Raw genomic sequence first — 25,838 nt, 5'->3', positions numbered from 1 at the left:
AATATTTTTGTCTAATTGTGTAACTATTGCTTTTGCATCCTGTTCGTTTTATAATATAAATTACGTCACCCTCATCTTTTATAGAGGAGGAATTTATATGAATTATTTATCAGATTTACACACCCACTCTATAGTCAGTGGTCATGGCTATAGCACTTTGTTAGAAAATATTAATTATTGTAAAGAAAATGGAATTAAGATACTAGGTACATCTGAACATGGTCCTAATATGCCTGGTTCCCCCCACGAATGGTACTTTCACAACATTCAAAATATCCCAAGAATCATAAATGACATTCTAATCTTAAGAGGATGTGAAGCAAATATACTTGATACTAAAGGAAACTTAGACCTAGACCCCTTTATCATTCCTCGATTAGATTATCTTATCTTGTCATTTCACGAAGCCGTTTTTTCACCAAATACATTAGAGAATAATACTAAAGCCTTAATAAACGCAATAAATAAGCATGATAATATTGAAATATTAGGCCACCTTGGAAATCCACACTACCCAATTGACTATGAATTAATCATTAAATTAGCTACGGAAAAGAATATCTTAATAGAAATAAATAATTGTTCTATCAAAGGCGTGTCAAGAAAGGGTAGCGCGGATAATTGTAAGTATATTGCTACACTTTGCCAAAAATATGGTACTAAAATTATACTAACTTCAGATGCTCACATTTGTTTTGATATAGGTAACTATGAGTATTCTGAGAATATATTAAAAGAAATTAATTTTCCAGATGAATTAATAATGAATTATCCCGAAAAACTTATTAATCATTTTCATCAAAAAGGTAAATTACTAGATGTTGATTATACAAATATTTGAGTAATACTACGTGCTTGCTTTAACTCTTATAAAAACCTTAATACTATTTATATGATATGAAATGAGGAAATTCTAATGAAGAAGCTATTTAACAAACTAATAAATGATGATAGTTCTAATAAAATATATATTATTGGTATTGACGGTTTAGGCGGTTCAGGTAAAAGTACACTTGCTAATTCACTAAAATTACAATTGCAAAATTTTAATTACCCTTCTTACATCTTACACATTGATGATTTTATACATCCTAAATGTATTAGGTATGATAATTCTAAAAAAGAGTGGGATTGTTATTACAATATCCAATGAAGATAAAACAGACAAGCTGATTGAATTATATTATAAAAAATGATAGATATATGTTACAAAGAATACGTATTCCTTATAGCTCTATTTTAATACTAGAAGGAGTATTTCTACAAAGAAAGGAACTGAAAAACTATTTTGATTTCACAATTTATCTTGATGTTTCAAAAAAAATTAGATTAAGCAGAGTTTTAGTAAGGGATGATATATAGGTAATATAGAAGATATACAATGTAAATATCAAAATAGATACTTCCCAGCTGAAGAAAAATATATCTTGGAATATTCCCCTATTGAAAATGCTGATCTCATATTGACTACAAATAGAGCATAATTTACGTACTTGTCTACTTTTTATATATTTATGAAAAAGGTACTATACTATCATTGTTCTAGTATAGTACCTTAAAGGAATATTTATTAGGTAAGTTAATTTAATTCTTTTATTCTCTTTATAAGTTCTTTAAATCTTATATTATCTTTTATAGCATCAAATGATTCATTTCCCTCAAATAAAAGATTAATACTATCCTTCATATACTCATTTGTTACTAGCTTTTTTTCTACTTTAATTGTATCAAAGTAAATATTATCTGATAGATTCTCCTTATTTTCACCTAAACTATCTATTACAAAAAGCTCATATTTTTCCAACTCATCAATAGCGCTTTCTTCCATTCCATTTCTAGCATACATTTCAGCTATTTCTATATAAGTTCCCGCACCATTATTAGAAACATTAAAAAGCTTTGAAATGTTCATATTAGTTTCTAATATCTTTATTCCCTTATCAAGATTTCCTTCCTTCTCTGCTATTCTCGCTAAAGACAGTAAATTTATGCCACAATTTTGTATGCTTTCTAATAAAAGCTGTTGATATATACCTTTAGCTTCATCTATATCTCCCTTGTAATAATATATAGTAGCAGTAAATACCTTTCTATCAGTTGATGATTCTGGTAGTTTATTTACAACAGCTAAAGCTTCATCATATTTCTCTAACATGATATAATAACTTGATAAAGATATTAACGCATTATCTTTTAGTACATTATCTTCACTCTTAGAAACTTCTTTTAGCATTTCTATAATTCTATCCATAAACCTATTCATATCACATTCTGAATTTAGAGAGGACATATAAATAAAATACAAGCCTGTCATCTGTAATTTTAGTTCCAAGCAATTAGGATATTTCTTTAGATACTTTTCACTATATTCATATGCCTGAAAATAACCTGAAGTAGTAAACTTATTTGAACATTTCATTAATATTTCATCTATTTCATTTTTACTTAGGTTTTCTTCAAATTCTAACAATCCATCTACTGTAGTACCTAATAATCTTGCAATAGGAGATAACAAAGTAATATCTGGATAAGTACTCCCACTTTCCCACTTTGATACTGCTGCCTTTGAAACTCCAATACTATCTGCTAATTGTTCCTGTGTTAGCCCCTTTAACTTTCTTAACCTCTGTATAACACTACCTATTCGTATATCCATAACTATCACTCCTAATACTTTACATTGGAAAGCTTTCTTAATATAAGTATATTAAAGCCTTTCAGCTTAAACAATGGAGTAAAAATCAACTTATATTACAAAATAGTTAACCTACATTAAACTGGAAAATCCTTTTTCATAAATATTCTAATACCAACTAGATACATTATTAGTCCTATTATATATAAAACTGCAAAATATACAATTGCACTTGAATCCCCTGCAATAATCTTATCTGGTTGAAATAAGGTTAAAGGAGTCAAGTACTTTAACTTTTCAAGTTTATCCCCAACTTGAGAAAGCATTTGAATAAGTATAAAAACTACTGCTAGTCCTCCACCTACCCCATAAGAATATCTGCTGTCATTAAATATACAAGAGGATAGAAAACACATTCCTCCAATAAAAAATAGTAATCCATATAAGCCAACATTAAGTAATAAGAACTTCTTTATATCCAAATCTCCTGGAAATGCAATTTGTCCAACTCCTATACTAATTAGCACAGCTATCCCAACTAAAACTAGAATAGCAAATGCCATAAATATAGCCTGTGTAGTAACTATATTCTTACGTTTATTAGGAGTTGCAAGAAGATATGCCATAGAACCTTTATCAACATATCTAGCAATCAGCTTATTTCCAAGTATAATAATACATATTGTAGGCACTACTATAAGTATAAATCCATATAAATAGTTTGCAACAAACTCAATTAATGTTGCTCCAGCATTCATCATACCAAAGGCTGCAAATATTTCTGGCATACTTTCTGCCATAATACTTAGACTTTCACCTAACTTTGGATCAAACATTAATACAATAACAGATGAATACATAGAAATTAATGCCATAAAAATAAGCATTATTTTGTAATTTGATTTAATCTCTCTCTTAAATAAAGTATTATTTATCACTCTTTTCACCTCCATAATAGTGTAAGAATAACTCTTCTAAAGTTTGAGTCCTAATATTAATATCTTTTATTACATATTTACTTAAAGTTTTAATAAATTCATCTACATTTTTAGAAACCTTTATATCAACAATATTTCCATCTCTTGAACTTTTCTTTGTAGCTTCAGAAAATTTAATTGCTTCATTTTCATCATTAAATGTTACTTGGAATATCTTACGCTTATTCTCTCTAAGCTTTTCCATATTCTCTATTGCAATAATATGGCCTTCTTTAATAATTGCAACTCTATCACAAGTATTTTCTATCTCCTCAAAAATATGGGATGACATAAGTATTGTTTTTCCTTTATCTCTCTCTTTTAAGATAAGTTCCACAAACTTATTCTGCATTAAAGGATCCAATCCACTAGTAGGCTCGTCCAATATTAATATATCTGGATCTTGCATAAAAGCACATACTATACCTATCTTTTGTTTCATCCCTTTAGACATCTTTTTAATTTTTCCACTTGGATCTAATTCAAAGAATTTCATTAATTCCTCTGCAGAAGAAAAATCTTTCATTCCTTTCATATTTCCTATAAACTTTATGAATTCCATACCTGTCATATCATCCATAAATGCTATTTCTCCTGGTAAATATCCAAGAACCTTTTGTACTTCCTCTGCTTTATCAAAGCAATCTAAGCCATTAATTTTTACATTTCCCTTATCCGGCCTAATAAATCCCATAAGTTGACGTATTGTTGTTGTTTTACCTGCTCCATTAGGTCCTAAAAATCCTAATATTTCACCTTTGTTTACTGAGAAGGTTACATCAAATACCCCTTTCTTATTGCCATACTCCTTTGTAATATTACTCACTTCAATTATGCTCATTTAAATACTCCTCCTTATATGAGTTTTTTAAGCATTTCTACCCAATCATTAAATTCATAAATAAAACTATCTATATATATTTTTTATTCAGTCCTTTCTTTTTCATAAAGATATCCATCTGTTATCCAAAGTAACATTTATGATATCTGCTTGGATATAATTCTAAGTTAATTTTCTTTTGGTTAATTACATTATATTTAATTTACTATTTTTTACAACCTTATAACGAATTTAAAAAAGGAGCTGTAGCATTACTTTTTTGTACAGCTCCTTCATATTTTATTTCTTAAATAATTTTACAACTTCATACCATAGAATTGATACTAAAGAAATTCCACATACCTTTAATATTTCACTTGTTCCTAAAGGTACTAGCCCTAAAAATCCTGATAACGGAGTATATAGTATTATAGCTAATCCTACTATGGTACCTATTGCTACTGACCACATAACCTTATCTTTTCTAAGCTTAATTATAGATTTATAAGCTAACTCACTGTTTGAACTATTTACTTGGACAAGAAGCAAATTAGAAATCATTATTATAGCCAATCCCATAGATCGTGCAAGCTCTATACCTGACTCTAAATAATAGTAGTAAGTTCCAAAGGAAGCAGCAAATAAAACTACACCTTGAATTATGCTTTTTACAAGGACTTTTGAAGTTAATATTCCTTCCCTAGGGTCTCTTGGCTTACGATTCATTATATCACTTTCAGCAGGTTGCCTTTCTAAAACAATTGAGCAAGTTGGATCAATTAATAATTCCAACAACACAACATGAACTGGTAATAACAATAAAGATGATGCACTTATTCCTAAAAGTGGTGCTAATAATGAAGCAAATGCAATTGGTATATGAATAACAAACACATATCCTATTGCCTTCCTTATATTATCATAAATTCTTCTACCATCCTTTACTGTATCTACAATAGTAGAAAAGTTATCATCCAAAAGAATTAAATCTGCTGCTTCTCTTGAAACCTCTGATCCTCTCTTACCCATTGCTATTCCAATATCAGAATACTTAAGGGCTGGGGCATCATTAACTCCATCGCCAGTCATAGCAACCACTTCACCAACTTCCTTAAATGCCTTTACTATTCTCATTTTATGCTCTGGTACAACTCTAGAAAATATACTAACATCTTTTATCCTTTTATTTAGTTCTTCATCATCCATTTTATTTAATTCTTCACCAGTAATTATTCCTTCACTATGTGGAATTCCTACCTCTTTAGCTATTGAGCTTGCAGTAATTCCATTATCACCAGTTATCATAACCACCCTAATTCCAGCATCTAGACACATCTTTATATCATCTTTTATGCCTTCTCTAGGTGGATCTTGAAGACCTATAAGTCCTAGAAACTCTAACTTACACTCCTCTAAACTCTTTGGAATATCTCCATCATTTATAATCATACTACCTACGCCTATAACTCTTAGACCTTTTGATGACATTTCATACATTTTCTCTTCTACTTTTCTCTTTTCATCCTCTGATAATAAACATATATCTAGAATCTTTTCTGGAGAACCCTTAGCACTAACACTTATTACTCCATCATTTTCCCATACGTGTCCCATCATCTTCTTTTCATTAGTAAAAGAATATTCCGTAACTAATCTGCCTTTAAATAACTGATCTTTTGATATTCCTTTATCTTCACAATCCTTAAGCATAGCTTGTTCCATAGGGTCATAAGGATCTGTTTCACAAGCCATCCCCATTGTAACATCTAATTCATCTATATCCTTTAATGCCCAACTTTCTTTTAAAACCATTTTATTCATTGTAATAGTTCCTGTCTTATCCACACATAAAACAGATATTGCACCTAATGTTTCTACTGAAGGAAGCCTACGGACAAGAGAGTTTTTCTTTGCTAATCTCCAAGCTCCCATTGATAAAAATACTGTTAAAATAACAGGAAATTCTTCAGGAATCATAGCCATTGCAAGTGTTATTCCTGAAAGAATACTTTCAATTACTCTTTCCTTTAAGCTATGGTCTGGCAAATTAAAATAGGTTATTATACAAACCAACACAAACAGCACTGCTGCTATAGTTGCACATATCTTAACTAATTTACCTGTTTGCTTTTGAAGTGGAGTTGGTGTATCTGGTGCTTCTGAAATATTAATACCTATCTTTCCATACTCCGTATCTTTTCCTATTTTATCAACCCTGACTATCCCTCTCCCCTGAGTTACTAAAGTTCCTGCATAGCAATAGTCCCTTCTCCAATAATCATCACTATTGTTATCATCAATGCACTTCCATACACCTTCTGCTTCTCCAGTTAATGATGATTCATCTACGCAGAGATCATTAGCTACCAACACATTACCATCGGCTGGTATTTTTACCCCCTCAGTAATAATCATTAAATCATTTGGTACTAGTTCCTCACTGTTAATACTCTTTTCAACACCATTTCTAATAACAGCTATATGTGGTGCTGAAAGATTTTTTAATGCACTTAGAGTTTTATCTGTCTTCCACTCTTGAATAATATCAATACTTATTATTCCTAATACAAATACAAGCATTACTACACCATCTTGAGGTTCTCCAAGTATGAAATATATAACAGCTGCAACTAATAGTAATAAAAACATTGGTTCCTTTAAAACCTCTAAAATTTTTAAGAATAGGCTTTCCTTTTTAGTTGGAATAAGTTCATTTTTACCATACTTATTCCGAGCCATTCTTACTTCTTCATCTGTTAAGCCTTTCATAGTTTGTACCTTTTTCTGTTCTGTCATAAAACTCACCTCCATTTTTCCCATTGTTTAGGGATATTTTGTTTGATAGCTCTATGGCATTGCATTAAAGATTCTATCCAGTTGTTGCTCTAAAGGTAAATAAAAAATACCTGTAGAACAATATACTGTCCCACAGGTATTTTAAAAATCCTGTTGCCCTAAGGCCCGGCTCCATAAACTAAATAAATTCATCGGCCTGATCAGTTTGTACTGTAGATTTATATGCAGTGCAAAGAGATTACTATATATTATATTAAAACTATATATTTATGTATACTATTATTTTCATTTTTTACTTATTATTATAAACAGCCCAATTTTATACCAATGTTTATATAGCAATATTTTTACATTAGTGCTAATATATTTAAAGGGCTATCTTAGATTTTTTAAAAATTTCATAAAAAATCTAAAGAAATATTGACACAATCGGGGTTATGTTATGCGAAAAATAAAATTATCAAATGATGGTCTTATGACTGAAGGTTCAATCGGAAAACAACTTATAGGATTTGCTTTTCCTTTACTTCTAGGAAACTTATTCCAACAACTTTATAATACTGTAGATGCAGTTATTGTAGGTAAATTCGTCGGGAGCGAGGCACTAGCTGCAGTAAACTCCTCCACACCACTTGTTAATTTATTAGTTAGCTTTTTCATGGGAATTTCAGTAGGTGCTGGAGTTGTAATTTCTCAATACTATGGTGCAAAAAATGACAAAAAATTACATGATGCAGTACACACTACAGTAGCACTTGCACTTGCTTCTGGGATATTTATGACTTTTGTAGGTATTGTACTCTCTCCTATTATTTTAAAACTTATGGGGACACCAGAAGATGTTATGGGATTGTCCACAATATATCTCCAAATTTATTTTGGTGGAATCCTTGGAATTGTTGTTTATAACATGTGTAGTGGTATATTACGTGCTGTTGGAGATTCTACAAAGCCACTAATTTTTTTAATAGTATCCTCAGTAGTTAATATTATACTTGATCTACTTTTTGTAGTATTATTTGATATGGGCGTTTCTGGAGTTGCTTTCGCCACATTAATTGCACAATTTGTTAGTGCTGGTTTAACAATATTTGTACTTATAAAAACTCCATATAACTTTAAATTAATATTAAGGGATATAAAGTTTAATAAGCTTCAAATAATAAAGATTATTAGAATTGGGCTTCCAACAGGTATTCAAAACACTATAGTTTCTTTATCTAATGTTGTTGTTCAAGGTAATATAAATAGTTTTGGTACACTTGCTATGGCAGGATGTGGTTCTTATGCTAAAATTGATGGATTTGCAATACTTCCAGTTATGAGTATAGCCATGGCTACCACTACATTTACTGGACAAAATATAGGAGCCAAGAAATATAATCGTGTTAAAGAAGGTGCTAAAATAGGGACAATCTTTAGTATAATCACTGTTGTTACTATTTCCACTATTATAATGATATTTACCCCAAACATTTTAAAAATCTTTACAAACGACAGTGATGTTATTTATTATGGTACATTAATGATGAAATGTTTAGCTCCAGGATATATATTCTTAGGACTTTCTCATCTTTTCTCAGGTGTACTTAGGGGCGCAGGAAAAACTACTGTTCCTATGATAATAATGGTACTATGTTGGTGTTTTTTAAGAATGGCTTGGGTTCTAACATTCACACCAATTTTTAATGATATAAAAATAGTTTTCTTTGGATATCCAATTACTTGGTTTGCAAGCGCTGCAATCTTGCTTATATATTATAAAAAGGCTAATTGGCTTCCTCATGAAAAAATAATAGAGGGCGAAACAACACTTGAAGAAAGCTGCTAATATAAGCAAAGAAACTCTGTAACATTTTTACAGAGTTTCTTTATTTTAAACTTTTTTATTCATAACAACTATACTATCAGAAACTTTAAATCCTTGCTTTTCATAAAAACCTATAGTCTTATCACTCCTACATGTATTTAATACTATTTCTTTTATTTTCATCTCTTTTAATTTATTCTCGAAAACATTATATACTTGTGTTCCAAGCCCTTTAATTCCTAAGGTTACATCAACACAAAATTCTTTTATTTCAAATATTGCGCCATTATAATATTGTTCTTGTCGTCCAAAAATCATTCCAATTATTTGTGAGTCTTTTACTGCAACCATTCCATAAAATCCATCACAATTTATCATCTGTGCTAATCTCTTATAAGCAATTTCTTCTGTCCACTCTTCATTCCAAGGATAAGTATTAAAGGCTTTTACAAAAAGAGTAGCCATATCTTTCAAATGAGTTTCATTAAGTTCTCTATACTCCATTTATTCACCTACTGTTTTCTTCATTAATATAATTCCTGTTTAAGAGTTCTTTCTTTTAAATAGTATTGAATATAAATTTTGTTAACAACAGATAACACTGCAGACCTAACAAGTTCAGATTCTCTTGTAACCTTTTGAGCAGAACTTTGCTCCGAACCACCATTTGAAGCAAAAACAAACTTAATAGTCTTCTCTAGTTCAATGCAAAAATAATCATAAGCTTCTTCAACATCATAAGTTCCTATTTGAACTTTTATTAATTCTGATATTTCAGAAATACTAAAAACCTGTTTAAATACACATAAAACAATTAAATATGATAAATGATTTCTATCATATTTTTTATTTACTGGAGGCTGTAGCACCTTATGCTTAACATAATTATTTAGCATAGTTGGTGTAAGTAACATTTCATCCTTGTTAATATTTAAAGCAGATAATGCTTCCTCAATATATACAATTACTTGATCCTTATATAAAGGGATATTAGGTAATTCAGAATATCTTGGACAATGATAGTCTAAAAGTTCCTCCACAATCTCTTTTTTCTTATCACTTTTCATAAATCCATCCCTTCTTTATTTAAGTTTAGTACTTTTTAATCATTTGAATTGCTAAACATCCCGGCCCACCTTGAGTTATAAACACTGGGGATAATTCAAATAATTCCACATCTGCATTAGGAATATTATCTAATATTATCTTTTTCGCATTATTTGCTAACTCTTCAGCGCATCCGTGTGTTATATAAATCTTATATCTCTCATCTACACCTGATTCTATAAATGATTTACATATTGCTTCTATTCCCTTTGAAAAAGTTCTCTTAGTAGCAAATTTAGTAAGTTTTTTACAGTCTTCAGTTAGTGTCATTACAGGCACTAACTTCATTACCTTTCCTACCTTACCAACTAAAGGAGAAAGTCTTCCTCCTCTTACTAAGTAATCAAAATCATTTGGCATTAAAAATGATTTTGAGTTTTCTATCATCTCATTTACTATGTCCACTATTTCTAATCTTGTTTTATTCATCTCTACTAATTTTACCACAATATCTATAATGTATCTATGTGGCCCACATAGAGTCTTTGAGTTGATTACTGAAACTCTTTCAGGATTGTCTAACATTTGCGCAGCCATACATGCAGAATTATAAGTTCCAGACAATCCATCTGCCATAGTTATATTTATAATTTCATCATCTGGATAACTGTTGTATATTTCTAACACATCTCCTATAGATGGCTGTGAAGACATTGGTAAATGCCCTTCTTTTATTATTTCAACAAATTCTTTTGATTGTATTTCTTCAAACTCTTTATATGTTCTATTATCAATTGTTACCGACAATGGTGCTATATTAATTCCCTTTGTTTTTCCTTGCGATACTGAATATAAAGTTGATGAATCTGTAACTATTCTAATCATAATTCCCCTCCGTCTTTGCAAGTCTAAAACATGTAGTTTTAGATACTATTTGTTTTAGATTATCACGTCAAAAATAGTTTGTCAATCAAATTATATTCATTATCAACTAATTTTAGACAACAAAAAAAGAGCTAATAAAATTAGCTCTTAACTTAACAAAACTATCTTCTGTTGTTTTGTTGCTTTCTAGCTCTTCTACAAGCTGGGCATCTAACTGGTTCGTTATCGAATCCCTTTTCTTTGTAGAATTCTTGTTCACCTACTGTGAAAGTGAATTCTTGACCACAATCTTTACATACGATTACTTTATCTTGCATATTGAAATTCCTCCTTTTAAAAATTTTTAAAGATCCAATATTGACTCATATAATTTCTAAAGGAGAAATTGTACTTATCATAATGAAATTCTTTATATTAAGTTCTTTCAACATAAATTATTATAGCATATGACTTTATTAAAATCAATCATAATATTATTTTTTTATCCATAACTTTTTTTCCTAATCTTTCAACTATATATATTACAGGCAATTGAGAAGTTATATTATTATTCCCAACCTTAGACTCCTTAATATAATATGCTAAATTAATATCAGATATCTTAGCTATTGTACAATCCTCAGTATTAGTTATACTAGCTATCTTACATCCTTCACTTCTAAGTTTATTTATAAACTCAATTATTATTCTAGTTTCACCTGATACAGATAAAGCTATAACCATACTATTTTCATAATACTTTGAATTCATTGGAAAATATGGATCATCCATATAAACTGCAAACTTGCCAAGAGAAGATAGAAATCTAGCAGCATACTGGCTTAGCACTCCTGATGTACCATTTCCAATAAAAATAATATTCTCAGCCTTTTTCATCATTTCACTTAATTCTTCTACTTTTTTATCTAATTTACTATTTTCAACACATTGAAGAAAATTAATTAACTCACTAGTTTCATCACTAACTTTACTTAATCTTTCTTCCTCAAAGTTAAGCTTAAGTTTAATTTTAAACTCTGAAAATCCATCAAATCCTAGCTTTTTACATAACCTTAAAACAGTTGTAGTTGAAACATGAGCTTCACTAGCTACTTCTCTAATTGTCATATCCACTACTCTGTCTTTAATTTTAATTATGTAATTATATAACGATAACTCTAAATCGTTTAAACTCTCAATATTCTCATAATTAAACATATATAATAAACCTCATCTTCAAATACTTATCTATTATTATAACAAGTATTATGTAGATTAGTAAATCAAAAAAGAAGACTTAAATTTCAAGTCTTCTTTTAAAAATCTATTATTTTGCTGATTCAATCTTATCTATTTCATCCTTAAATTGTGGTAAATAATCCTTATGAGCTACTAGTAATTCATCTAATAAGATTTTAGCCATCTTATCTGAAGGTACTAGTGGATTCATTGACATTGCCATTAATGCAGTATGATAATCTCCTGTTACAGCTGCTTCTATTACTAACTTTTCAAAGTTCTTGATTTCTTGAACTAACCCTGTAACTTGTAGAGGTAATTTACCCATTGCAAGTGGTCTTGGTCCTTCCTTAGTTATAACACAAGAAACTTCTACAGCTGAATCATCATCAAGACCTTCAATTGCACCATTATTTCTGCAATCTACAGGTTGTATATCTCCCTTATCGTTGTAGATAGAATTTATTAATCTACATGCAGCATCTGAATATAATGCTCCACCTCTCTTTTCTAATTGTGGTGGTTTAATGTCTAGATTTGGATCATCATATAGTTTAAATAAATCATCTTCTAATCTCTTGACTACTTCTGCCCTTGTTTCGCCTTTAGCAAATTCCTTTAATTCACTTTCAAGCATTTCTTGAGTTTCATAATAATATTTATGATATGGACATGGCATCATTCCTAATGATTTTATGAAATCTGCATCCCATTCAAAGTCTTTAATATTTTTAACTATTGCTCCCATTTTTCCATCTGCAATAGCGTCTACTACTTGGTTTGTAACATCTGAACCATCTAAGAATATCTTTTTACCATAAACCATATGGTTTAATCCTACGAAGTCCATTCTTATTCTGCTATGGTCAACACCTAACATATTAGCTGCTGCTTTTTCCATATTTATTGGAACATTACAAAGACCTATAACTCTTTTGTTTTTACCATATCTTAATAAAGCTTCTGTAACCATACCAGCTGGATTTGTAAAGTTAATTAAGAAAGCATTTGGACATAATTCAGCCATATCCTTATCTATATCTAAGATTACTGGAATTGTTCTAAGTGCTTTAAACATTCCCCCAGCACCATTTGTTTCTTGACCTATAAGTCCATGACTTAATGGAATTCTTTCATCCTTAATTCTTGCATCTAATAATCCAACTCTTAATTGAGTAGTAACAAAATCTGCATCCTTAAGAGCTTCTCTTCTATCTAAAGTTAGATGAATTTCCATTGGAACACCTGCTTTTTCAACCATTCTCTTAGCAAGTTCCCCAACAATTTCTAACTTATGTTTTCCTGCTTCAACATCTACTAACCATAATTCTCTTACTGGTAGTTCATTATATCTTTTTATAAACCCTTCAACTAATTCTGGAGTATAACTTGATCCTCCACCTATAGTAACAATTTTGATTCCATCTTTTTTCATAAAACCATTCCTCCTACCATATTTTTTTCTCTACACTTAGAATATCATATTTAAATGAAAATAATATATTTGTTGAAGGTTTTGTGACATGTTACTGCAATTTGTAACTGATTTCAGTAATTATGTTTTTTAAGTATAAATTTTCCGCACTTAACTACTTATATATAATATTTAGTATATATAGAATTGTAAATATAGATACAGCTGCTAATCTACTTCTAAATTGCAGTTTTGCATCTATATATTTTTTATAACTAGACTTTATTCCATCTAAATCTTTTTCACTTTCGATTGTTACATATAATTTATCATATAGTCCACTTTCATCATATTCATCTTCTATCTCATAATCATTTATATAATCGTTTAATTCATCATTTTTAACTATTGCTACAGAGAAATTTTCTTCTCCCTCAATTTCAATATAATCACTTAAAAGTAACACTACATCAACTATTTCTTCTTCATTATATATCTTAGATAGAATTTCCCTATTCTTCTTTATTTTATTTATAGGCGAACTAATCATGTAATCTCCTCTTCTATCCCTTTTATACCAGTTACCATCTTCTTTAATTTTTATATCTCCTATATAACTGCAAGATACAATATTAAATACTCCTTTTGAGGTTACAACTATACTGTCTAATTCTCCTTTTACTTCATCCTTTTTTAAAGTAATACCTTGAAGCGGAGTTACCTTACCTTCTATTTTGCTAAATATTTTATTAACTCTATTATAAAGTTCCAGTTCATCAAAAGAATATGACTTTTTATACTGCATATAGCGTATTAAGCTATATCCTAAATATAGAGAAACTATTATGTAAAATATTTCAGTGGCTGCACTATCTAATCCCATCTTTAACAATAAAGTACTCATCTTATAAACTAAATATATTAGAAAAAAAGAAAAAAAACATATATAAATCCTTTTAATATTATCTTTCATGTCCCCTCCAAGTTTTTATTTTTAAGTCTATCCACCTACTTATAATTTATTCATTTACATAAAAAAACTGCCAAAAGGCAGTTTTTAACACTTATATTTTGATATTCCTAACTTTAATGTTGAAGTAAGCTCAGTAAGATTTTGAGCTGCACCTGATACTTCATTACTAGCAGAATTAAGCTCTTCAGAAGATGCCGCTACTTCTTCAGCTGTAGCTGACATTTCTTCTGATACGTAAGATATATTTTCTACTCTTGTTATTATCTCTTCTTTACTTCTTGTTATCTCATGAAACTCATCTGTCATATTCTCTATTTGAGGCACAATTCCATCTACTGCCTCACTAATTTCTTCAAACACTTTAATTGTTCCATTAACTATATTTCCTTGATTATTTAATTCCTTCTTCATCAAATCTGTATTATTAACGATATCTTTTGTACTCATTAATATAGATTTTACCATGCTATTTATAACCCCTGCTGAATTTTGACTTTCCTCTGCAAGCTTTCTAACTTCTTCTGCAACAACTGCGAACCCTTTTCCTGCTTCTCCTGCTCTAGCTGCTTCTATTGCTGCATTTAATGCTAGAAGATTTGTTTGCTCTGCTATATTATTAATTATTCCTGTCATCTCATTTACTTTACTAATTTCATCAGTCATATTTTTAGTTAATGATATAAATTCTTCAAAGGTTTGATTGAACTGGTCTATATTTGAAACTAAATTACTAAGTTCTAAATTACTATCGCTAGCCTTATTACCTACTAAAGATGCTGATTTATTAATCTCATTTACTGAATTAGTCATAGAGTTTACTTTTATACTAAAGGATTCTAACTCTTTAAGTATGTCTGATAAATTAGAAGCTTGATTTGCTGCACCAGATGCAACATCCTCTATAGAATTAACAATGCTTTCAGTTAGAGAGTTTTGCTCTTCTGATACAGCAGCTAAACTTGAAGCATTATCATCTATTCTATTTGTACTTTTAGAAATGTCTTTAACCATATTCCCCATAGATTCTTGTGTGATAGAAAGAGCTCTATACATTGATCCAATTTCTGTCTTATCACTTAAATGGTCATCTGAAATATTCTCTGTAAAATCTCCCTTAGATAAAGAATTTAATATAGACTCCACAGACTCTATTTGTCCTGTAATTTGTCTTGCAATAATCACTATACTTAACGTTATTACAATAAGTACAATCAAGGATATTATAATACTAGTATTCCTTGCTAATATATTAGCAGACATAACTTCATTATTATCTAAACTTATAATTAGAGATAGGTTAGTACCTAAAATTGCTCCATAGGTGACAAATTTCTCTACTCCATTAATAGTTATTTGCTCTGTTCCACTTTCATCATTTTTTAATCTATCTTTTATAGCTAACATTCCATTATCATTTTGAAGCATTGATCCATAACCAATTATATCTTTATCTGAATTAAGTAAATATACTCTTCCAGAATCTAATACCTGCAAAGATTCAACACTTTTCTTTATATCGTTTGCACTCCTTTTTACATAAAGCACTCCAATAGAAACACCTTTTTCATTCTTAACTGGAACTGCATAATCTATTACATCTTGTCCTTCTTCACTATATATATCTGAAAAATATCTCTCTCCTGTCATACATAAACGATAAAACGACTCATCTCTCATATCTCTTCTTGTACCATCAGAGAAAATTGCTTGTCCACTATAATCTATGTATGCTATCTCAATATCACCTTTAGTTTCAGAATCAAGCTTTAACACCTTTGATTTTTCAATTAAAGGTATTTCTTCATTTACCAACACTGAGCTACCAGCCATGCTTCCAATAGATTCTAGGTTGGATTTTATAATACTTTTTACTGACTCTCCTGCAAGATTAGAAATTTGAGTAATTAATTTCGCATTTGTATTAATTGTACTTTTTTTAGATATAAGTAATCCTTGTAAAGAAATAACCACACTACCAATTATAACAAATGGTAATATTCTCTTTAGTAACTTAGCTTTTAATGACTTTGTTTTTCTTAGATTCTCAATATTCATTCATATCGTCCTCACTTTCCTTTGTATACCATATATAAATTCTACACCATTTTTACATAAATTTCATTAACTGTATTAAATTTCTCACTATATATACCATTTTCTATATTTAACACATATAATTTTGAATATAATGTTAAACTAAACAAATAATTTTATAACTCTATATAGAGTATAAAAAATTATAACCCCCAAAGAAAACCATAATACTGGTATCAAATATGCTTTATCATTCTTTTTATTCATACTTACTCCTTTGAATACTTTTTTATTATCTTAGTTAAGAAATCCACTGTCTTTATAGGAACCTTCCCAATTGAAGTTTCACCAGCTAACAAAAAGCCACTTACCCCAGAATTAACAAAATTATATATACCTTCTACTTCTGGCAATTCTGGTTTTCTACCATTTTTCATACTATTTAATAAATGAGTGGCCACTATAACCTCTTTATTATTTTTCACACATGATTCAATTACTTTACTTTCATATATTGGTGTATCTTCTATGTTGCTTTCTGGTATAAGATCACCTCTTCCTATTACAACTCCATCTACTTCTTTTAATATATATTCAATATTTTTTACACCTATAGGAGTTTCAACCTTAGCCCATATCTTAGGATTAAAATTCATATTTACTTCTTTAATGTAACTTTTCACCTTCTTAATATCACTAGGACTTTCAACAAAAGACTGACATACTACGTCCACATTATGATTTATCCCCCATAAAATATCACTTCTATCTTTTTCTGATAATGGTATCTTACTTCTATTTATACCTTTTATATTGCATCCTTTCCCTGCCCTTACTACTCCTCCTTTTATAACTTTAACCTTAATCAAATCTTCTGTTTTATTTAACACCTCAAAAAGCATTGTATTATCTTTCATAGACAAACTTCTTATTTTATTGGTGTTTAATATATTCTTGGAAATATTTAAAGGAATTACTTTTTTACTACCAAAGGCGAAATTATGTCCTCTCTTTTTATAGGAATCCTCTCCACAAAAAAATACTTCTTCTCCATGATATAGCTTAATTATATAAGGCAACTTATCAGACACTCTTATTTTACTTCCTGACAAATCTTGCATTATTTCGATATCACTTTTTATACTTCTTGCAATATTTACTTTTTCCTCAAACTCCTCTAATCTACCATGAGAAAAATTTAATCTTATCATGTTAGCTCCACTATCAATAATATCTCTTAATATTAGTTTTTCATTTGTGCTAGGACCTATTGTAGCTATTACTAACATCTTCTCCTCCTTATATATTAATGCTAGTTTATCTAATGGCCATCCACTATAGCACTTCCACCAGATAGAAACTTATCTGAAGCTAAGACTTCAGTTTATATTACTCTCTAATATTAATAAATATCACTAAATACTATAAATTTGTGGCACATGTTACATAACTACATATTATGTTATAGAGGTGATTTTATATGAAGGATATAAAAAAACTAATTGCCTTATGGAATAAACAATGCTCTTCAACAAAAATAATATTATTTATTGGATTTGCATGTCTTATGAATATGGTTATTTCAACTCTTTTGGGAAGCACTAACTTTCCAGAAAATAACATGGCTATAAAATCTATTCTTTCATCCATATTTGGATATGTGTTTGGAAAACATTGTATACCTAGTAAATTTGGTCATGAAGAAATTCAAACTATCACTGGCGGCCTAGTTGCAATCATTTGTCTAGCTGCATTATTTATAACAAATTGGATGCATCTTGATCCATCTTTATCTGGTCTAAGCGAAATAAGAGACTTATTGTTACTTGCTGTAGGCTTCTTAATTTCAAAGGCAAAGAATGAAGGAAAATCTTGCTTATAAAAAGTAGAATAGATACTTATTTTGCTTGATTTTATACTTTCCTATGCCTAAAAAAAAACTAAACCCAAGGATTTCCTTGGGTTTCTTCTAATATTAATTCATTATGAATGTATTGTTCTAAATAACTATTATTCTGAATAAGTTTATATAGTAACTACTTATGTTATGGAGGTTTTCTTATGAAGAGATTTACAATATACACTTTTCTTATACTATCACTTTTGTTACAAGGATGTTCCTTTAATGATCCTAAATACATAAACTTTAGTAAAAAATCCTCTCCTGATTTTTACACTAAAGAAATTTATTCAAAACTTCTTAATGATGAAGAGTATTCTATAGAATTATTCAACACTAACTTCTATAAAAATGTTCCTATTAATAAGGAAGAGGATAACGATATTATAGAAAATTTTATTCGTTCCCTATCTAAAGATAACTATAAAACTGATGGAACTATTCCAGAAGAAAAAGAACCATATCAATTAAAGATTACCTTTGATGATTCAAAGTATGTAATAAAAATATATAGCAATAGTATAGTAACCGTTTCTCCTTGGGATGGAATATATCCTGAAGATATTATTAATATTGAAGATGTTCCTAATAGATATAATTTATTTGACTTTTGCTCACATATTGAACATGAATGGAAGTATAATCAATAAAATAAAAATCACTTGCAATATTTATGACCTGGAACTGCTCCAGGTCTTTTCTAATTAAAATTTAAAATTTCCAACAACCTTTATTATTTCTTCGATATACTTATCAACTCTCAATTTAATTTTATCTTCCATAATAAATCCCTCACAAAATTATTTTCAAACAAAATATATGCACTTTTAGAATTCATCTCACAAAAAAACCTTCAAATCCGCATTTTTACTATAACTTCTTAAGTTCTTTTCTTCTTTTCTCGTTAAGTTGTTAAAAACTTAACAACTTATCTTTCTGCATATAAAATTTATAGAAAAAAATTTGGAGGTTTGAAATGGCAAGAAAAAAAAAGAATTTGTAATGTCCAAAGACGATTTATATTACGAAGAACCAATTGATGAAATCTGTTTTACAGATTACGTTCCACCATGTAAAGATAATGTTTCTAATTTTTGTTTTACTGATGAAGCTAAAGAAGAGAACACAGTTTTTGAAAAGAAAAAAGAGGAGACTCAACCTGTCACTAAAATAAAATTTACTCCACTACCTATTGAAAATAATAGACATACAACTCAACCAAATGGTATTCCCCCTCCTATTGATGGAAAACTTTTTGAAGTCCGCAGATCTTATTCTTTTAGAAAATCCACACTAATAAAGCTTAATCAAATTAAAGGTACTAGTTCTGACTACAATATCTATATGAATACAATTATTGATAGTGCTATCTGCTTTTACTATAATCATGTAATGAAAAAAAGTTGGGAGTAACTCCACTCAACTTTTTCTTTCAAACCAACTTTTCTATTGCACAATTTATATATATTACCATTACATCCAATAAAAATAGTATTAATAATTTTTTACAATATAAAAAATGTTAACAATCCTTATTTTAATATTTATTGTAACTAAAAAAGGCTACTGGAGAGTCTCCAATAGCCCAATTCCAAGCGAATACTTAAATAATAAATACCTAGAATCGCTAAAATTTATTAATATAATTATTTAGGTATTACTATAATCACTTATGTTTTTTATTCCTAAATAAATATACTCCACTTAATGTAAGTATTGAAGCCAAGGCCATAATAGGTGAAGATACATCTCCAGTTTTTGGTGGATTACTACCTTCATTATCATTCTCTTCTTTACCTCCATTATTATCTTCATCTTTTGGTATTTCTTTCTCTATCTCTTTTAAATTAGATAAAGCACTTTTTAAACTATTAACTATATTATCAACTTCCTCTTGAGTTGCATCTGAGTTATTTAAAACTAACCTTGCTTCACTTAAAACATTTTTAAATACTGCCCATGTTTCTGCTGTATAATCACCTTCATTCTTAGCTTCACTAGCTTTAACTAACTCTTCTAATTTAGATTTATCAACTGCTTTCACTTCTTCTTTGTTATTTATTTTTAGTATAGTAAATGAGTGAGGATCTAATTCTAAATTCATACCTTCATTATCTACTACAAATTTGGATTTTTCTATCTCAACATTATTAGGATTATCTAAAGTATTTTCTTCACTAAACGAATCTCCAGCAAGCTTCTGCACATCAACCACCTTATTAGTTAAGTCTACACCATCAACTTGAACTTCTATATTTCTTTTCTCATTCTTATCTAGATTAACTACAGCTAAATAAATATTACCCTCTTCATCCTTACTGGCTAATGCATTGAATACATCAACAGTACTAGCAAACTTAGGCATATAACTGAAGTTACTACTTATAATCTCATTACCAAACATTCCATTTAACATTTCAAATACATGGGCAGAAGGTGTTGAGAAAAACTTATAATTACCTTCACCTGTTGATGTATCAGCGCCCTCTTGAGGTACTGCTTGTATTACAGCTTGTTGTGTTGGTCCTAATGAATCTGCACCTTCACTGTACCAATCTACTAAACAATGTTTTTGAATATATGGACTACCTAATCTCACATATTCCATTAAACATTTAGCTATATATACAGCATGTGTCTGAGATCTTAATAGTGGATTGGTAGATCTAAATATACCAAATTCAGAAATTACAGGCACCTTTCCTTCTGGCATTAAATCAACGTATTTCTGAACATGAGCAATACCATTTTTATCTGCTAGCTTCATTGCAGAGTCATAGAAATCTTCTCCTGAACCTGTTGGAGTACCTGAGTATGGATGTATAGTTAAACCATCATATAAATCATTATAATTATTTTGATTCATAGTTTTTACAAAACCTTCTGTTTCAAAACTTGAATATACCTGAATTTCTTTATCAGTTCCAGATAATTCATTTATTTGCTTAATTGTATCTCTCATTGCTTGTGACACTTGGATAAATCCATCTTTTTCAACTGTATATGATACTTTTATAGTAGCACCTTCTTTAGGTATGTTTCCATTTACTCCATCACCAAATAATAGTTCCCCATTAAAGTAATTAACTTCCACTACATTTTCAGCACCAGTATTTTTAATATTTTCTACTACAGTCCATTCAACATCATTAACATATACATGCACTGAGTCTTTTTTTACTGCCGTAAATTCATCTTTTTTATAATCCTCTTGAGTATCACTTCCTCTACCCGGTATTGTATTAGCATATCTCATATACTTAACTTGGTTAGGTTCACCATTACTCTTAGCTGTTGATGCATTCCATTCTTCTGGTTCTACAACTTCTTGTTTTGTTATATTTATAGTTCCACCATTAATATAATGATCTAGAGCTTTTCCATCATAAGCAGTCCAATACATTTGTGAAGTTGATCCATCAACTCCACCTTGGTTCATTTCATTACCAATTTCAAAGAATCTTACATTATAAGGATTATGATGTCCATTTTTCTCACGAACCTTTGCCCATTCGATTCCCCCATTTGGATTTGTACCTACTTCAGCATTAAGATATTCAACTAAGTCTGCAGCATCTTGTGCTGAACCTCTACCTAATCCATATACATAAACTATTTCAGAATTGTTTTCATCAGCAAATGTAGCTACTTCTCCTAATCCAAAGTTAGGCTCTATTCCTTTAGCTGCACTATAGAATCCATGAATTTGATTTTTTCTATTAGATGAATCTCCTATAGAGTCTTTCCATCTAAATAAATTTGAGATAGTACCACCTGGATATCTTAGAGAACCAAAATTTGCATTTTTATAAAGTTCTGTAAAGTCTTCCCTCATCTTTCCTGTTTCAGAGTCAAAGCTTCCATATCCATTAAATGAATATCTATGATTAATTCCAAAAGTAGCACGATCAATTGAACGTTCAACTTCATTTGGATTTAATTTTAATTTTACGTTTTTATCTACTTTATCTTCATATATTTCTTTTGCTATATCCTTACCAATTGCATAGTCATATACCCTAATTTCATCTATTTCTCCTACAAATTGTTGTGGATTTTCTGCATTAGGATTTTTATGATTTCCTATTATTAAGCTAGTCATCTCATCAACTGAGTTATCTCCAGCATCATATTCCCCATCAAGTTCTCCATTAATGTAATACTTAACTTTATTTGACTTAGGATCAGTAGTTATAATAACATTTTGCCAAGTTCCCTTAGTTACTGTATTAGTGGATAAAACATCTGCACCATTAACATATGAACCATACTTATTATCTAGGCGAAGTGTTAATAAAGATCTTCCAGCATCCCCTTGTTGTAGTAACGCTGTATGGTTATCTTTACTAACTTCTCCGGTTTTATACCACAAAGAGAAGGAATATTGATTTTTACCTGTATTAATGAAATTATCAATCTTTAGACTACTATCATTACCTTTATTAAAGATTAATGAATTCCCCAACTCTTCGTTACTTGATTTTCCTATAGCTACATTATTACCTATTAATTTTCCATCTTTATCTCCAACTAAGTTGTCTACATTTCCATCATCAAAGTTCCAATGTCCTATTAGATTATCTTCAATTGTTTTATTAGGTGATTTTACTGATTCATATATAGCCTTTGCTTCACTATCATTTATGATTCTATCATATACACGGACCTCATCTATTTCCCCTTTCATTGAGTCTGGATCTTTTCCACCATTTTTATGCCTTCCTATTAATAAACTTGTTAATGCATCTACTTTATTATTTCCTGCATCTTTTTCCGAGTCAAATTTACCATTTATATAGTACTTTATTTTATTAGATTCTGGATCTATTGTCATTGATACATGTTGCCAAATACTTATATCTACATCTGTATTACTATCTACATTTTGTGCATTAACAAAACTTCTATATTTATTAGTAGAAGTTAATAATAGTAACGATCTACCATTACCATCTTGTTGAGCTAATACAGTATTATTATGAGTTGTTACATTCTCATCATACTTGTACCACATTGATATGGTATATGGTTTCGCACCAGTATTTATAAATTCAGGAACCTTCATATAACTATCAGAATCACTACCAAAGTAAAGGGATTTTCCCATATCTGAGTCTTTAATAGATATTCCTTTACCTATGAGCTCTCCATTCTTATCACTATTTGCTTTGTTAGTTAGTGTTCCTTCATTAAAATCCCAATATCCTATTAAGTTTTTTTCAATGTTTACATCTTCCTTAATATTCTTAGCGCTAACCACTGATATGGGAGAAACACATGATACAATCAAAGTAAACGATAACAATAAATTTAATATTCTCTTCTTTCTCAAACCTCTTCATCTCCTTATTTTTTGTTATATAATTATAGACTTACAACCAATCCTATAATTACACTCTTAATTATCAAAAAAAGATTCATCTTTAATACATGTTTTTACGCTAATACTAAAGATGAATCTAAATTTAATCAATAAATACTGAACATTTAAGCAATCACTTTTATTTAATATTATTTATTCAAAGTTACAGTTATTTTTTTAAATAAATCTTCCACTACCTCTTTTCTAACGAATCCTGTTTCTTCTTCCATAGCATTTGCTGTACCACAAGCTGAAGCATATCTTAATATATCTTCTATATCATAGCCTCTTTCTAAGGCAACAGCTACGCCACCAACATAAGAATCGCCAGACCCAACAGGATTTACAGCTTTTACTTTAGGAACAATTACTTTATAAAACTTTCCTTTATAACCTGCTATTGAGCCCTTACTTCCAAGAGAAATAACTACAAATTCTATTCCTTGTTCTTGGAACTTTATAATTTCTTCAATAGCATCTTCATCAGTTTCTATTCTTTTACCTGTTAATGCCTCTATTTCATCTCTATTAGGTTTAATAAAGAAAGGCTTAGATTTTATACCTTCTACTAAAAGTTCTCCACTTGTATCTAATAAAAACTTCTTGTTGTTTTTATTAGCAATACTAATTAATTCACCATAGAAACTTTTAGGAATATTTCTTGGTACACTACCAGAAGCAACAATAATATTGCTGCTCTTTATTAACTCTTTATATTTTAATAAGAACTTATTTTGTTCTTCCATAGAAACTTCCGGTCCTGGTTCTAATATTTCAGTTTGATCTAAATCCTCTGTAATTATAGCTAAACATTCTCTGGTTTCACCATTTATTTTTATAAAATCACTCTTTATATTATAATCAGATAACTTTTCTTCAATAAATTCACCAGTTTTTCCACCTAAGAATCCTGTTGCAATACATTCTTCGCCTAAGATAGTAGCTACATTGGTAACGTGTATTCCCTTACCTCCAGGTGTGTTTTCAACCTTAAAAGCCCTCATTACAGTTCCTTTTTCAAGCTCCTTCATTTCATATCTTTTATCAACAGATGCATTTAAATTTACTACTAATATCATATCTAACTTCCTATTCTATTAATATCTATTTGCACTACCGCAAATTTGTATCTTATGTTCTACTATTTTCTTCATTGCTTCTTTACCAGGAGTCATATACTTTCTTGGATCATTAGCTTCTGGATGCTGGCTGAAGTATTCCTTTAATGCACCTGAGAATGGAATCTTTAAATCTGTTGCAACATTAACCTTACATATTCCAAGTGAAATAGCCTTCATTACCAATTCATCTGGAACATCTGAGGCTCCATGTAAAACTAGTGGAACCTCTACTTTTGATCTTATTTCCTTTAATCTTTCAAAATCAAGTTTAGGTTCACCCTTATATAATCCATGAGCTGTCCCTATAGCTACTGCTAAAGAATCAATTCCTGTTCTCTTTACAAACTCTGCTGCATCATTAGGGTTTGTATACATTGTATCTTTTTCATCTACAATTAAGTCATCTTCTTGTCCACCTAATTTTCCAAGTTCTGCTTCTACTGTAGCATCAAATTTATGAGCATAATCTACTACTTCCTTAACCTTAGCAATGTTCTTTTCAAACTCTAGCTTTGATGCATCTATCATACATGATTTAAATCCAATATCTATATTACTCTTTATAGCCTCTACATCTTCAAAATGATCTAAATGAATTGCTATTGGAATATCATATTTATGGGCTGCTACTTCTGCCATTGCATTTATATATTCAGCACCTGCATATTCAATTGTTGAAGGTGTCCCCGCAATTATTACTGGTGATCTCATTTCAACAGCTGTATCTACAACTACTTGTAATGTCTCCAGATTGTGTATATTGAATGCTGGAACAGCATATCCATCTCTTTGTGCATTTAAAAGCATTTGTCTTGTTGATAGTATACTCATTTTTATCCCCCTAAA

Annotated in this window: 23 protein-coding genes and 1 riboswitch; of the genes, 7 read left to right on the top strand and 16 right to left on the bottom strand. The window is 29.6% G+C overall.

The window, feature by feature from the left end; genetic code table 11:
- The first annotated feature begins 97 nt into the window (after nucleotides 1-97).
- From DR024_RS03360 to DR024_RS18275, 3 genes are all read left to right on the top strand, one after another.
- On the top strand, nucleotides 98-841 hold the full coding sequence (locus DR024_RS03360; protein WP_027096699.1) for a phosphatase: 744 nt from the start codon (nucleotides 98-100) through the stop codon (nucleotides 839-841).
- Nucleotides 842-916: 75 nt separating this feature from the next.
- Nucleotides 917-1,153, top strand: a complete 237-nt coding sequence (locus DR024_RS17895) for an NB-ARC domain-containing protein (RefSeq protein WP_027096700.1) — start codon at nucleotides 917-919, stop codon at nucleotides 1,151-1,153.
- Between the two features lie 50 nt (nucleotides 1,154-1,203).
- Nucleotides 1,204-1,362: a nucleoside/nucleotide kinase family protein gene (locus DR024_RS18275; RefSeq protein WP_120362383.1), complete on the top strand. Its 159-nt coding sequence runs from the start codon at nucleotides 1,204-1,206 to the stop codon at nucleotides 1,360-1,362.
- 217 nt (nucleotides 1,363-1,579) lie between these two features.
- Here DR024_RS18275 and DR024_RS03345 read toward each other — a convergent pair whose 3' ends face one another.
- The 4 genes from DR024_RS03345 to DR024_RS03330 form a co-directional block, all read right to left on the bottom strand.
- A complete protein-coding gene (locus DR024_RS03345) occupies nucleotides 1,580-2,656 on the bottom strand; it encodes a helix-turn-helix domain-containing protein (protein WP_111918151.1) in 1,077 nt (358 codons plus the stop codon).
- Nucleotides 2,657-2,772: 116 nt separating this feature from the next.
- Nucleotides 2,773-3,573 carry an ABC transporter permease subunit gene (locus DR024_RS03340; protein ID WP_027096705.1) on the bottom strand — a complete coding sequence of 267 codons (801 nt, stop codon included), beginning with the start codon at nucleotides 3,571-3,573 and terminating at the stop codon, nucleotides 2,773-2,775.
- Nucleotides 3,563-4,453, bottom strand: coding sequence for an ABC transporter ATP-binding protein (locus tag DR024_RS03335; protein ID WP_027096706.1), 891 nt, complete (start codon nucleotides 4,451-4,453; stop codon nucleotides 3,563-3,565). The genes DR024_RS03340 and DR024_RS03335 overlap by 11 nt, the downstream gene beginning before the upstream one ends.
- A 279-nt stretch (nucleotides 4,454-4,732) precedes the next feature.
- Nucleotides 4,733-7,228 (bottom strand): cation-translocating P-type ATPase, encoded by a 2,496-nt coding sequence (locus DR024_RS03330; protein WP_027096707.1) that lies wholly within the window; start codon nucleotides 7,226-7,228, stop codon nucleotides 4,733-4,735.
- Between the two features lie 123 nt (nucleotides 7,229-7,351).
- A riboswitch (NiCo riboswitch) is annotated at nucleotides 7,352-7,442 on the bottom strand.
- A gap of 228 nt (nucleotides 7,443-7,670) precedes the next feature.
- On the opposite strand from DR024_RS03330, the gene DR024_RS03325 reads away from it, so the two are divergent.
- Entirely contained in the window at nucleotides 7,671-9,059 is a 1,389-nt protein-coding gene (locus DR024_RS03325) for an MATE family efflux transporter (RefSeq protein ID WP_055183393.1), read from the top strand.
- A gap of 45 nt (nucleotides 9,060-9,104) precedes the next feature.
- Here the strand turns inward: DR024_RS03325 and DR024_RS03320 are convergent, their stop codons facing one another.
- The 9 genes from DR024_RS03320 to DR024_RS03280 form a co-directional block, all read right to left on the bottom strand.
- Nucleotides 9,105-9,542, bottom strand: a complete 438-nt coding sequence (locus DR024_RS03320) for a GNAT family N-acetyltransferase (RefSeq protein ID WP_027096708.1) — start codon at nucleotides 9,540-9,542, stop codon at nucleotides 9,105-9,107.
- 23 nt (nucleotides 9,543-9,565) lie between these two features.
- Nucleotides 9,566-10,105 (bottom strand): DUF1836 domain-containing protein, encoded by a 540-nt coding sequence (locus DR024_RS03315; protein ID WP_027096709.1) that lies wholly within the window; start codon nucleotides 10,103-10,105, stop codon nucleotides 9,566-9,568.
- A gap of 25 nt (nucleotides 10,106-10,130) precedes the next feature.
- Complete coding sequence (locus tag DR024_RS03310) at nucleotides 10,131-10,970, bottom strand: DegV family protein (protein ID WP_027096710.1); 840 nt, start codon at nucleotides 10,968-10,970, stop codon at nucleotides 10,131-10,133.
- A 161-nt stretch (nucleotides 10,971-11,131) separates the two neighbouring features.
- Complete coding sequence (locus tag DR024_RS03305; protein WP_027096711.1) at nucleotides 11,132-11,287, bottom strand: zinc-ribbon domain-containing protein; 156 nt, start codon at nucleotides 11,285-11,287, stop codon at nucleotides 11,132-11,134.
- A 148-nt stretch (nucleotides 11,288-11,435) separates the two neighbouring features.
- Complete coding sequence (locus DR024_RS03300; RefSeq protein WP_027096712.1) at nucleotides 11,436-12,167, bottom strand: MurR/RpiR family transcriptional regulator; 732 nt, start codon at nucleotides 12,165-12,167, stop codon at nucleotides 11,436-11,438.
- Nucleotides 12,168-12,276: 109 nt separating this feature from the next.
- Nucleotides 12,277-13,623 carry a 6-phospho-beta-glucosidase gene (locus tag DR024_RS03295; RefSeq protein ID WP_027096713.1) on the bottom strand — a complete coding sequence of 449 codons (1,347 nt, stop codon included), beginning with the start codon at nucleotides 13,621-13,623 and terminating at the stop codon, nucleotides 12,277-12,279.
- A gap of 154 nt (nucleotides 13,624-13,777) precedes the next feature.
- Nucleotides 13,778-14,575, bottom strand: coding sequence for a nuclease-related domain-containing protein (locus DR024_RS03290; RefSeq protein WP_027096714.1), 798 nt, complete (start codon nucleotides 14,573-14,575; stop codon nucleotides 13,778-13,780).
- An 84-nt stretch (nucleotides 14,576-14,659) separates the two neighbouring features.
- A complete protein-coding gene (locus DR024_RS03285) occupies nucleotides 14,660-16,630 on the bottom strand; it encodes a methyl-accepting chemotaxis protein (protein WP_055183398.1) in 1,971 nt (656 codons plus the stop codon).
- 248 nt (nucleotides 16,631-16,878) lie between these two features.
- Nucleotides 16,879-17,898: a pyruvate kinase gene (locus DR024_RS03280; protein ID WP_027096716.1), complete on the bottom strand. Its 1,020-nt coding sequence runs from the start codon at nucleotides 17,896-17,898 to the stop codon at nucleotides 16,879-16,881.
- Between the two features lie 191 nt (nucleotides 17,899-18,089).
- Between DR024_RS03280 and DR024_RS03275 the strand changes: the two genes are divergently transcribed.
- The 3 genes from DR024_RS03275 (at nucleotide 18,090) to DR024_RS03265 (ending at nucleotide 19,922) form a co-directional block, all read left to right on the top strand.
- Nucleotides 18,090-18,491, top strand: a complete 402-nt coding sequence (locus DR024_RS03275) for a hypothetical protein (protein WP_027096717.1) — start codon at nucleotides 18,090-18,092, stop codon at nucleotides 18,489-18,491.
- Nucleotides 18,492-18,670: 179 nt separating this feature from the next.
- Nucleotides 18,671-19,159 (top strand): DUF4883 family protein, encoded by a 489-nt coding sequence (locus DR024_RS03270; protein ID WP_027096719.1) that lies wholly within the window; start codon nucleotides 18,671-18,673, stop codon nucleotides 19,157-19,159.
- A gap of 352 nt (nucleotides 19,160-19,511) precedes the next feature.
- Nucleotides 19,512-19,922: a hypothetical protein gene (locus DR024_RS03265; RefSeq protein ID WP_065254508.1), complete on the top strand. Its 411-nt coding sequence runs from the start codon at nucleotides 19,512-19,514 to the stop codon at nucleotides 19,920-19,922.
- Between the two features lie 253 nt (nucleotides 19,923-20,175).
- On the opposite strand, the gene DR024_RS03260 is transcribed toward DR024_RS03265, so the two are convergent.
- The 3 genes from DR024_RS03260 to DR024_RS03250 form a co-directional block, all read right to left on the bottom strand.
- Nucleotides 20,176-23,841: a LamG-like jellyroll fold domain-containing protein gene (locus DR024_RS03260; protein ID WP_051195860.1), complete on the bottom strand. Its 3,666-nt coding sequence runs from the start codon at nucleotides 23,839-23,841 to the stop codon at nucleotides 20,176-20,178.
- 179 nt (nucleotides 23,842-24,020) lie between these two features.
- Nucleotides 24,021-24,950, bottom strand: coding sequence for a 1-phosphofructokinase (gene pfkB / locus DR024_RS03255; RefSeq protein WP_111918149.1), 930 nt, complete (start codon nucleotides 24,948-24,950; stop codon nucleotides 24,021-24,023).
- Nucleotides 24,951-24,968: 18 nt separating this feature from the next.
- Nucleotides 24,969-25,823, bottom strand: coding sequence for a tagatose bisphosphate family class II aldolase (locus DR024_RS03250; protein ID WP_027096721.1), 855 nt, complete (start codon nucleotides 25,821-25,823; stop codon nucleotides 24,969-24,971).
- Nucleotides 25,824-25,838 lie beyond the last annotated feature (15 nt).

It is taken from the genome of Clostridium paraputrificum, assembly GCF_900447045.1.
Lineage (GTDB): Bacteria > Bacillota > Clostridia > Clostridiales > Clostridiaceae > Clostridium > Clostridium paraputrificum.
Note: the sequence above shows the minus strand (reverse complement) of the source record. Positions and strands in the feature narration are given on the sequence as shown.